The 11,530-nt window shown below is 52.0% G+C and carries 8 protein-coding genes; all 8 read right to left on the bottom strand.

Features of this window, described 5'->3' with window-relative positions; genetic code table 11:
* Positions 1 to 4 precede the first annotated feature (4 nt).
* Positions 5 to 634 carry a hypothetical protein gene (locus tag M5E81_RS03440; RefSeq protein WP_021720884.1) on the bottom strand — a complete coding sequence of 210 codons (630 nt, stop codon included), beginning with the start codon at positions 632 to 634 and terminating at the stop codon, positions 5 to 7.
* A gap of 10 nt (positions 635 to 644) precedes the next feature.
* Complete coding sequence (locus M5E81_RS03435) at positions 645 to 1,535, bottom strand: respiratory chain complex I subunit 1 family protein (RefSeq protein WP_249747881.1); 891 nt, start codon at positions 1,533 to 1,535, stop codon at positions 645 to 647.
* Entirely contained in the window at positions 1,532 to 3,505 is a 1,974-nt protein-coding gene (locus M5E81_RS03430; protein WP_249747880.1) for a proton-conducting transporter transmembrane domain-containing protein, read from the bottom strand. The genes M5E81_RS03435 and M5E81_RS03430 overlap by 4 nt, the downstream gene beginning before the upstream one ends.
* A gap of 204 nt (positions 3,506 to 3,709) precedes the next feature.
* Complete coding sequence (locus tag M5E81_RS03425; protein ID WP_249747879.1) at positions 3,710 to 4,639, bottom strand: WYL domain-containing protein; 930 nt, start codon at positions 4,637 to 4,639, stop codon at positions 3,710 to 3,712.
* Complete coding sequence (locus M5E81_RS03420) at positions 4,626 to 5,876, bottom strand: WYL domain-containing protein (RefSeq protein WP_249747878.1); 1,251 nt, start codon at positions 5,874 to 5,876, stop codon at positions 4,626 to 4,628. The genes M5E81_RS03425 and M5E81_RS03420 overlap by 14 nt, the downstream gene beginning before the upstream one ends.
* A gap of 117 nt (positions 5,877 to 5,993) precedes the next feature.
* Entirely contained in the window at positions 5,994 to 7,823 is a 1,830-nt protein-coding gene (gene glmS / locus M5E81_RS03415) for a glutamine--fructose-6-phosphate transaminase (isomerizing) (RefSeq protein ID WP_040565233.1), read from the bottom strand.
* A 514-nt stretch (positions 7,824 to 8,337) separates the two neighbouring features.
* Positions 8,338 to 9,678: a phosphoglucosamine mutase gene (gene glmM / locus M5E81_RS03410; RefSeq protein ID WP_009145872.1), complete on the bottom strand. Its 1,341-nt coding sequence runs from the start codon at positions 9,676 to 9,678 to the stop codon at positions 8,338 to 8,340.
* Positions 9,679 to 9,921: 243 nt separating this feature from the next.
* On the bottom strand, positions 9,922 to 11,526 hold the full coding sequence (locus M5E81_RS03405; RefSeq protein WP_249747877.1) for an NAD(P)/FAD-dependent oxidoreductase: 1,605 nt from the start codon (positions 11,524 to 11,526) through the stop codon (positions 9,922 to 9,924).
* Between the last annotated feature and the right edge of the window lie 4 nt (positions 11,527 to 11,530).

Raw genomic sequence — 11,530 nt, 5'->3', positions numbered from 1 at the left:
TTCCCTACCCTTTCAGCTTGTCCAGCACATTTGTATCCGTCGTTTTAAACGACAGACGCAGACGCGAGGTTAAAATAACAAGAATAACAACAGCAATTAGCACATCAAGGAAAATACCCAGCTCGATAATCAGCGGCAAGCCTTCCGTCATAATCAGACCGAGCAGGTAAATGCCGTTTTCCAAGGTAATCAGGCCGATCATCTGCATAATGGCACGGCTGCGCATAACAATCAGCGCCAGACCGGTCATAATCATAAACATAGAGGTCGCTAAAATATCGCGTCCCTCTGCCTGCGGCAGCAGACCGTCAATTACCATGTAGCCGAGTGCCAGACTGCAGGCTGCAAAAGCAGTGGAATAGTTAACATTGATATCACTGACAATTTCACGCTCATCGCGCAGCTGATTTACCACGCGCAAAATAGCGTAAGGAATAAAGAGCACCTTAACGGCAATCGTCAGCACACCGGGCAGCCAGGCATGCAGGCCGCTGCCATGGCTCATGCCTACGACGAGGCAGGCTGCCGCAATCAGTGCAGACTGCAGCGCCAGGCACAGAGTTGCGCGGCGCAGCTCCACAAAGCGCGTCTGCAGGAAAACGATAAACATTAAACTTACAACCAAATATTCCATCGTTACCTCCTTACTGTGCCACTACTGCCAACAGCAGCATCAGGCCTGCTGCGGCCAGATATACACGCACCTTGAAAAGGCGCATCTTATTGTTCAAGGTTTCTACTACGCCTACTGCCACCGCACTGATAAGCACCTTAAATACAACCGGCAAATCCAGCGGCAGATACAGCATAGCGAAAAGCACTAAGAATACCAGCAGCTTGAGCTGGCTTGCCCAATGGATGAGCGCCAGCAGACGGCCGGAATATTCCAGTGTCATACATTCATGGATCATCGTCAGCTCCAGATGCGTATCAGGGTTATCAACCGGGATACGGCTGTTTTCTGCGAGCAGCACCAGGAAGAAGGCAATGCAGGTCAGCACGCCTGCTACCGTCAGGTTGACCTCATCCATACGCAGGCTCATGCCTGCCAGCGAGGTGCTGTTGGTGTGCAGCACGTTGGAAAGCACGGCCAGCATTACCACAGGCTCAACGAAGGCTGCCACATAAACCTCACGGCTGCCGCCCATGCCGCCGAAGGCGGTGGCTGCATCCATCGAGGAAACTGCCATAAAGAAGCGTCCCAAAGCCAACAGATAAACAAATACAAAAACGTCGCCGAAGCCGGCCTGACCGCCTAAGAAGCCCGGCAGCATGCAGGCTGCCGCAAAGGTCGTCAGAAAATATACGCAGGGTGCCAGACGGAAGGTGATGCTGGTATAAGGAGTAAGCATAGTAGGCTTGCCCCACCATTTGCGGATATCGTAATATTCCTGCCAGATGCTGCTGCCGATACGGTTCTGCATCCAGGCCTTTACCTTTTTAACAATGCCGGTTACCAGCGGAGCGCACAAAAGCAGCAAAACTGCCTGCGCCATACCGAGGGCCAGCTGTAACAATTCATTCTCTAAAATCATTTATAAAGCGCCCCCCATACCAGTACCAACATCATTGCCACCATAACATAGGCAACATATAAACGCACACTGCCCTGCTGCAGACGGCGCAGGAAGTTGGAAACACTTACAAAATGCTTCTGCAGGGGCTGATAAAGCTTTTCTGTAATCATATCGGGAATTTCCAGCTTGTAGGAAAGCTGACGGCCGAAGTAAGCATGCTCCTTGCGCATGTAGGTTACCTGACGCTTGGGCTTCAGCAGATAATCGAAGGCACGACGTACAGGCTTACTGAAGCCGGTTGCGGAATACTGCTGACGCTGCGTCGGATAGGTACCGCAGTTCCAGGTAACATCCTCCACAACAAAGCAATCCTTAACAGCGAGCCACAGCACTGCGCCCAGTACCAGCAGCAGAGCCAAGAGTAGCAGCGGCTTGTAGCAGACAGCAGTGCCTACACCGGCCCACGCCAGATTCATACCGAAGGCATCAAGTGCGACAGGCATGCCCAACGCCAGCATTGCTGCACGTACAACAGGCAGCGGATAAAGACCGCAAGCAACAACTAAAACAGATGCTACGCCCATAGCAGCGAGCATAAATTTATCGGATTCGTGCGCATGCTCCACGATTTCACTGCGAGCACGGCCCAGGAAGGTGATGCCGAAGAAGCGTACAAAGCAGCCTAGAGCCAGTGCTCCGGTAAAGCCCAGCAGAACAAAGGACACTGCCGTCCACAGGCGGATATCCTGACCTGCGCAGCTTGTACCCAGGCTGATAAAGCTCTGCAGCACCAGCCATTCACCGGTAAAGCCGTTCGTCAGCGGAATAGCGGCGAGTGCCAGCGAGCCGACGAAAGCAAAAACAGCGGTATACGGCATTTTGCGTGCGAGGCCGCCGAACAGCTCCAGGTTTTTGCTTCCGGTACCGTGCATAATACTGCCGGCACACATAAACATCAGCACCTTCATAATGCTATGGTTAAAGGCATGCACCAACGCAGCCACAAAGCCAAGCATATAAAAGCTGCTGCCGGAAGCCTTCATCAGCATACCGCAGCCGAAGGCAGCAAAAATTACGCCCATATTTTCCACGGAGGAATAAGCAAGCACGCGCTTGATATCCGTTTCCATCTGGGCATAGAGTACGCCCAAAAATGCGGATACTACGCCTGCCAGCAGTACAGCAACGCACCACCAGTAATTCCAGGCAGGCAAAAAGCTGAACATAAAACGACCGAAGCCATAAAGCGCAATCTTCAGCATAACACCGCTCATCAGCGCGGAAACGTGACTGGGTGCTGCCGGATGCGCCTTAGGCAGCCACACATGCAGCGGCACCAGACCGGCCTTCAAAGCAAAACCGACAAAGGCACAGACAAAAACAAGATGCTGCCAACTGCCATCCAACGTATTCTTGGCCATAGCAGCAAAGCTGAAGCCCTCGCTGGCAGAGCCTGTCAGCAAAAAGGCAATCATAATCGCCGCCGTACCTACGCTGGTCATAACCAGATACTGATAGGCAGCATTCCAGGTAGCACGCTTTTCGGATTCATGGTTAACCAGCATAAAGGAGGCTACGGCCATAATCTCCCAGAAAAGCAGGAAGCTGAAGGCATCGCCGGCCAGCAGCACCAGTACCATAGACATGATAAACAGGCACCACATACCTCCCAAAAGGCGCAGACGACTGCCCTCATAACCACGCGCATAACCAAGCGCGTACAGGCTGGTAACAACACCGGCGATACCGATCAAAAGCAGAAAGACTGCGCTCCAGCCATCGCAGCCTAAAGAATACGAGCCCCAGATCAGGGGTGCGGGGCTCACGCCGCCGAAAAGCAGCAGGCCTGCTGCATAAGCGCAGACAGCGCTGCCAAAAAGGGCAGCGCTGTTAGCAAGCCAGTGTGCAGCACGCTGCATGCCGTGGGGAAGCAGCATGGTTAATACGCCGATGCCATAGAAGCCCACAGACACCAAAAACATTTCCATTTCATCACCTACACATAAAAATTTCAACTTCTTCACAAAAATGACATGTATTGTTAATTATAACACATTTGTTGATTGCGTAAAAGCAAATTACTGTTAAGCAGGCAAAAAAAATACACCGAACCTGCAGAAATTCCACAGGTCCGGTGGTTTATAATAAGGCTTCGGCATCAAATGAGCTTCCGGCAAATTATATTTTTACCCTTACTCCTTCGCCCGCAGCGCCAGCTGCTTACGCAGCCTGTGACGCAGCAGCTCAATAAAGCCTGCCGCCTCCTGCACCCGCAGCAACGGTCCGAAGGATAAAATACGGATAACCATTTCCGTTTCATCACTTTTGTTATACATCAGCTGCAGCCTATAATGCTTTTCATCCAAGCGTTCCGTTATCTTTTCCAGATGCGAAAAATGCAGCATCGCCCGCTCCAGAGCATTGCGCTCGTCCGTCAGCAGGACGGTAACCGCACATCGCTCCGGCTCCAGCAGCATGCAGGCCTCCTCACCCGTCTGCTCCAGCATTTTGCAGCTTTTGATGCGCCCCACATTAACGTAATGCAGATGGCGCTCGCACACCGCCTTCAGGCGGAACTTGTCATCCTTCGCCGAATATTCCAGCTGCAGCGGCAGATATTCTTTCCGCACGCTCTCGTTTTTGCCGCTGATAAAGCTGATTTCTACCCTGCGCTTTTCCGTTATCGCCTGCAGCAGCAAGCGAAAATGCTGTTTGTACTCGGGATCATCATAATTATCACCGTCGCTGTAACGGTCGAAATACACAAACTGTTCCTCACTGAACAGCGGCTCCACATTCTCCAGTCCGCTGGAATCTACATCAAAAAGCTGTATCCGCTTATCCGTCAGCAGGCATTTCAGCCAGCGACGCTGCAATGTTGTCAACGGCATCGCCGGTGCATGCCGCAGCGGCGTAGTCATATCCTTCTGCAGCAGCGGCCAGCTTCCGTCCTGCAGTGCCTTGGGAATGGTCAGGCAGCTGTCGGCAAAGGCCTGCTCCCGCACCAACAGCTCCAAGCTGTCCTTCGTCAGCTGTTTTTCCTGCGCCTGCCGCAGAATACTGCTCACAACATTAAAATAGGTGCCGTATATTTCGTTAAAAAAGCTGTCATTTTTCGCCATCCGCTTGCACCTCCTGCAGATAATAGGCTGCCGTCTGCTCCAGATCATCATAAAAAATGCGCTCTATTTCCTCGTTACTGCAGCTAAAAGCAGTAATACGCCCGATAAAGGTGCGTATCCACGGCAATAGCTCACGCGCATCATACACGGCAGCACTGAAGCAATAATGCTCCGCATCCAGCTGCTGCACCGTTCCGCAGCGCTTTTCGCGCTCCAGGCGCTGCACAATAAACTGCTCGTCAGCTGCCGCCTCCACCGTAAAGCTGATTTCCTCCAACCGATCTGTCCTGAGCATGCCTGCGCCCCAGATGTGCGGCGCCACCTCTTTGGCCAGCTGCAGAAACTCCTCATAACGTCCTTCTGCGCGTTTAACCTCAATACTCTCGATATGGTCCAAGCGGTTGAACAACAGCTTCCGTGCAGCATAGCTATAGCTCAAAAGATACTGTCGTCCTGTCCTTGTGCTACAGTAAATTTTCAAAGGACAAACATATTGCGGTATGCTGCTGCCGTCCTTGTCACAGCGGTAAAGCGTTACGGACTGCCTGCTGTTCATCGCCTCCAGCAGCTCAAACAAAAGCCTGCTGTCCATAGTATAAAGAATAAAGTGATGCTTAAAAGCAAACGCTTCGCAGTCCTCGGCAAATTTATCCAGCAGATAGGAGCCAACCTCTCCCAAAGGCGCCGCCTCGGAAAAGAAGGCGCAGGCAAACTGCCAACTGCGCCAGTTCACTTCATCACGCGCCAGGCAGTAAAGATTGCGCCGTCCCTGCTTCACCAGCCGCAGCATTCCCAGCGCAGTATATTCATTCAGCTTGTTGCGCACCGTCGATTCATCGGGCTGACGCAGCCGATTATCGAAACAGTTAAAATAACGGCCGCTCAGCAGCTCCAACAGCTCTGCCGCCGAATAGGCCTTGCCGTCTGCAAGAATATCCAGCAGATAAAAATGCAGCGTAATATCCATGGACGTAAAGCTCTTGGCCTTCCAGCTTTTATACAAAGGATTATGACTGATACTGCTGCTGTCGAAGGAAATGCGGTAGGCTCTGCCGTCCGCTTCGCTCTTGAAGCTCATGTAATCCTCCAGCCAGCTGTCCAGACGCCGGCGATTATCATCGTAGCTTCTGGAGCTTTTGGCGGTAAAATCCTGCCGCTTTTCAAAGCCATATACATAAAAGCGCCGCATAAAATTGCGTATATCACTGTAATTTTTAAAAAGCTCGCTATAAGCCATCTGCTTCTGTTCCCCTTCCGCGCTAAATTAATATTAGTATAACATAAGCAACGTATCTCTGTAATTACAAAAACGGCGCAACAGATTTTTACATCCGTTACGCCGTTAATTTATTTTTTATTCAACTGTTACACTCTTTGCGAGATTACGCGGTTTATCAACATCACAGCCACGAGTCAGCGCCGCATAGTAGGCCAGAAGCTGCAAGGGCAGCACTGCCATCAGCGGTGCCAGATATTTGTCCGTACGCGGGATGTAGATAACGTGATCCGCATATTTTTCCAGAGAGGTGTCGCCCTCAAAGCCGATAGCAATAACCACAGCCTCGCGCGCCTTAACCTCCTGCAGGTTGCTGACGGTTTTATCATATACATCCATCTGCGTTGCCAGCACGATTACCGGTACACCGGAAACAATCAAAGCCAAGGTGCCGTGCTTCAGCTCGCCTGCTGCATAAGCCTCCGCATGAATGTAGGAAATTTCCTTCAGCTTCAGCGCACCTTCAAGCGCTACGGCATAATCAAGGCTGCGTCCCAGGAAGAAGGCATCCTCACTGCTGCCGTATTCACGCGCAAACACCTTAATCTGGTCCACGTTTTCAAGCATTTTATGAATCTGCTCGGGTACAAAGGTCAGGCCCCGCACCAGCTCCTGCTCACGCTCGGCACTCATGCTGCCGCGCAGACGGCCTACATAAATCGCCAGCATCAGCATTGCCAGAAGCTGTGTAGTGTAAGCCTTGGTAGATGCTACGGCAATTTCCGGACCGGCATATGTATAAACAACCTGGTCTGCCTCGCGCGCAATAGAGCTGCCGACAACATTTGTAACTGCCAGAGTGCGGGAACCAAGACGCTTAGCCTCGCGCAGCGCTGCCAGTGTATCACTTGTTTCACCGCTCTGGCTGATAACAATCGTCAGGCTGTTGCCATCAACAAGCGGATCGCGGTAACGGAACTCGCTGGCAATATCCACCTCAACCGGCACACGTGCCAGCTGCTCCAGATAATATTTGCCGACAATGCCTGCATGGTAAGCGGTACCGCAGGCCACAATAAAGATTTTATTGATTTCCCGCAGCTCCTCGGCTGTCCAGTTCAGCTCGGGGAAGCCGATGGTTTTTGCTGCCGCATCCAGACGACTGGTCATGGTATCGCGCAAAGCCTTGGGCTGTTCATAAATTTCCTTCAGCATGAAATGCTCAAAGCCGCCCTTTTCCGCTGCTTCGGCATTCCAGTTAACGACAAACACCTTCTTGCTGATGGGAGTTCCGTTGATATCCTGCACCCATACACCGTCTGCCGTTACCGTAGCGATTTCGCCGTCGCTCATGATAAAGGTACGGCGCGTATGGTTGATAATTGCCGGAATATCGGAAGCGATAAAGTTTTCACCCTCACCCAGGCCGATAATCAGCGGATTATCCTTTTTGGTGCAGATGATTTTATCAGGCTCGTATTCGCACATAAACACCAAGCTGTAGGAACCCTTGATGAGCTTCAGCACCTTTTTGACGGTTTCTTCGAAATCTCCGTCATATTGGTCCGCCATCAGATGAGCTACAACCTCACTGTCTGTTTCGGACAGGAATTCATGTCCCTTGGCAATCAGTTCTTCCTTCAAGCCAAGATAGTTTTCAATAATACCGTTATGGACAACGACAAACTTACCGCTGCTGTCCGTATGCGGATGCGCGTTGCGATCCGACGGACGGCCATGTGTTGCCCAGCGTGTGTGACCGATGCCTACATTGCCCACAGGCATATTATCCGCTAATTTCTGACGCAGTGCGTCAAGACGGCCTACACATTTTTCTACACGGATGCTGTTGTTTTCATAAACAGCAATGCCGGCAGAATCATAACCGCGATACTCTAGCTTGCTCATACCGTCAAGCAAAAAGGGGGCTGCTTCGTGATTACCGATATAACCTACAATTCCGCACATAAGTAGTAATCCTCCTCTACGCTGCAAGGTATAAGGCATCATCTGCTTCGTCAGATTTCCTCGTATCTGATACCTTCTCCCTTGCGAGCCTGTATTATATTCTTTGCCCTTTCTGCCACCGTGCTTTTCTCTCCCCCGTTACCGGAGGACTTTGTACACGGTTTGCGGCCTGCAGCCGGCCGTGAGGCATCCGCTGACTGATCGATAACCTCATTCCTCGTCCACCGCCTAAGCGGTACATGCGCTTACATCCTTCACTGTCTGCTTTTAGCAGCAAAGACAAGGCTCTGCTGATTTATGAGCAAACAGACAATGAGCCGCGCAGGCAGGCAGTCCCACGCGGCACATCCTCAGACTAATTTAATTTTACAATATGATGACTGACAGGTCAAGAAAACATTCCTTGAATTTTTTATACCAAAAAAGAAATGCCAGATAAAAAACTAGACCTTTACCAACTGCAAATACGGTAAAAGTCTAGTTTTACTTTAAAAATATTTTAGCAAAGGCCTGCTTATGCCAGCTCCTTGGTTACAACGTCGGCAATAGCGTTGGCAATCTGCTCCAGACGCTCCTGCTTCGGTCCTTCGGCCATAATACGGATTAAAGGCTCGGTGCCGGAAGCACGTACCAGAATCTGGCCGTTTTCGCCCAGCTCCTCCTGATATTTTTTGATTACTTCCTGAATAGCAGCCTTTTCTTCCCAGCCGTTTTTATTCTTCACGCGTACATTCAGCAGAATCTGCGGGAATTTAGTCATTACGGCGCCCATCTCGGACAAAGGCTTGTTGTTGCGAACCATTGCGCACAACAGCTGTACAGCAGTCAGAATGCCATCACCGGTTTTAGCGAATTCGGAGAAAATGATATGACCGGATTGCTCGCCGCCGATAGAATAATTATGCTTGAGCATTTCTTCCAGTACATAGCGGTCACCTACCGCGGTTTTGACAGTCTTGCCACCATGAGCCTTCATAGCCTGATGCAGGCCGACGTTACTCATAACAGTGGTTACCAGCATATTGTCATGCAGCTTGTTGCGCTTCATCAGCTCCAGAGCGCAAATCAGCATAATTTGGTCGCCGTCCATAGCCTCGCCGTTTTCGTCAACTACCAGGCAGCGGTCGGCGTCGCCGTCATTGGCGATACCTACATGAGCGCCAACCTCGACAACCTTCTTCTGCAAAGCCTCCAGATGAGTGGAGCCGCAGCCGTTGTTGATGTTGATGCCGTTAGGCTCGTTGAAAATTGCCACAACCTCAGCACCGAGGCTGCGCAGGATAACCGGTGCGATTTCGCTGTTGGCACCGTTGGAGCAGTCCATAACAATCTTCAGACCGTTCAGCTTAGCATAAGCAGTGCTCAGAATGTGCTTAATATACAGCGCAGACAAATCCTTTTCATGAATAATCTGGCCGACGCTGCTGCCGCTTACTGCCTGAGTGTAATCAATCGGTGCAGCAACGATAGCTGCAATTTCGTCCTCTACTGCATCAGGCAGCTTGTGGCCTGTCTGAGAGAAGAATTTGATGCCGTTGTCTTCAAACGGATTGTGAGAAGCAGAAATTACTACACCGGCGTTAGCCTTAACCTCACTGGTCAGGAAAGAAATTGCCGGAGTAGGCATAACGCCCAGAAGATGTGCATTGCCGCCGGCGCTGCAGATACCTGCTGCCAAAGCGCTTTCCAGCATTTGTCCGCTGCGGCGTGTATCTCTGCCGATAATAATTTTCGGGCAGGAAACCTCGCGGCCAAAGTATTTTGCGGCAGCATAGCCCAGCTTAAAGGCCAGCTCCGGAGTAAGCTCTACGTTCGCTACACCGCGAACACCATCAGTACCAAATAATCTTGCCATTTTTTGTAATAACCTCCCTAATGTTAATTCGTTTATATGTGAGTTGGGAATTGTTGAGCTAAAAAATCAAATTGATAGGCTCCCCTTGGGGGAGCTGTCACCCACAGGGTGACTGAGAGGGGTTGGTACTCGCTATGCTTACTAACAGCGTTATGTTGAGCGCGCCCCTCTCCGTCATCGCTACGCGATGCCACCTCTCCCCTAGGAGAGGCTTTATCACCGTATTTTTCGTATTTTATTATCCTACTTCACCGGCGCAAATCGTTCCATAATCGCGCGCGCCACATGATAGCCGTCAAGCGCGGCGCTCATAATGCCGCCGGCATAGCCTGCGCCTTCGCCGCAGGGATAAAGCAAATCATGCGTCAGCGATACATAGCTCTGTCTGTCGCGCTCGATGCGAACCGGCGCCGAGGTGCGTGTTTCCACACCCGTCAGCAACGCGCCGCCGTCGGCGTAACCAGCCAGCTTGCGTCCGAAGCTCGTAATGCCCTCGCGCAGAGTATCCGTAACGTAAGCAGGCAGCACCTTGTCTAAGCTGCAGGCCGCAAGTCCCGGACGATAGCTTGGCTGCACCATGCATTCCAAAGACGGTGTGCTGCGCTTCAAAAAGCTGTCCAGATTTTGCGCAGGCGCATAATAATTTTGGCCTGCCGCCGCATAAGCAAGCTGCTCGTAGCGGCGCTGGAATTCTACACCTGCCAGCGCACCATCACCGAAATCCCTGCTGTCCACATTCACCACCAACGCGCTGTTGGCAATGCCGCTGTCACGCTTAAACATGCTCATGCCGTTGACAACCACGCCACCGGCCTCCGAAGCAGCGGCAACTACCTGACCGCCAGGGCACATGCAGAAAGAATAGGCTGTGCGTGTTTTATCCTGAGTATGGTAAACAAGCGCGTAATCCGCTGCGCCCAGCAGATGATGTCCGGCAAAGCTGCCGTACTGCGCCCTGTCAATCAGCTCCTGCGGATGCTCGATGCGCACACCGATAGCAAAGGGCTTCGCCACAATGCCTACGCCCCTGCGTGCCAGCATAGCGTAGGTATCGCGCGCGCTGTGACCGCAGGCCAGTACCACGGCTCCTGCCGCCAGTCTTTCGCCGCCGTCGAGGATTACCCCCTGCACAGCATTATTTTTAATATCCAGATCAACAACATGCGCATCATAGCGCACGCTGCCGCCCAGCTCCGCAATGCGGCGGCTGAGCCCCTGCACCATCGCACGCAGCTTATCCGTGCCTACGTGCGGCTTGTGCTCGTACAAAATATTTTCCGGCGCGCCTGCATCTACAAACAGTTGCAGGATTTCAGCCATCATAGGATCATTCACACGTGTAGTCAGCTTGCCGTCCGAAAAGGTGCCTGCACCGCCCTCGCCAAACTGAACGTTGGACGCGGGGTTAAATTCTCCCGTCTGCCAAAAGCGCTGCACATCCTGCACGCGCTGCGCCACCGGCTTGCCGCGCTCCAAAAGCAGCGGCTTGTAGCCATGCTCCGCCAGCTGCAGTGCCGCCAAAAGTCCCGCAGGACCGGCACCGATAACCACAGGCGGTGCGCTCAGCGGCAGTGTGCCAAGCTCCAGCGTCGGCTGCTGCTGCTCCTGATATTGTGTAATATCACGGTCCGCCAGCAGACGCTTCGCCTGTCTGCCGCCTGTTTCAACCTCTGCCAGCACATGGTAGTTGAGGCAGATATCATTTTTCTTGCGCGCATCCACTGCCTTGCGTACTATCCTCACACTGCCCAAAGCCTCGCGCGGTATACCGCATTTGCGGCACACCGCCTGCTCCAGCGTCTGCTCCTGTCGCAGGCTGATACGCACATTATTTATTTTCAGCTTCATCTAT

The organism is Phascolarctobacterium succinatutens (assembly GCF_023497905.1).
GTDB lineage: Bacteria > Bacillota > Negativicutes > Acidaminococcales > Acidaminococcaceae > Phascolarctobacterium_A > Phascolarctobacterium_A succinatutens.
Note: the sequence above shows the minus strand (reverse complement) of the source record. Positions and strands in the feature narration are given on the sequence as shown.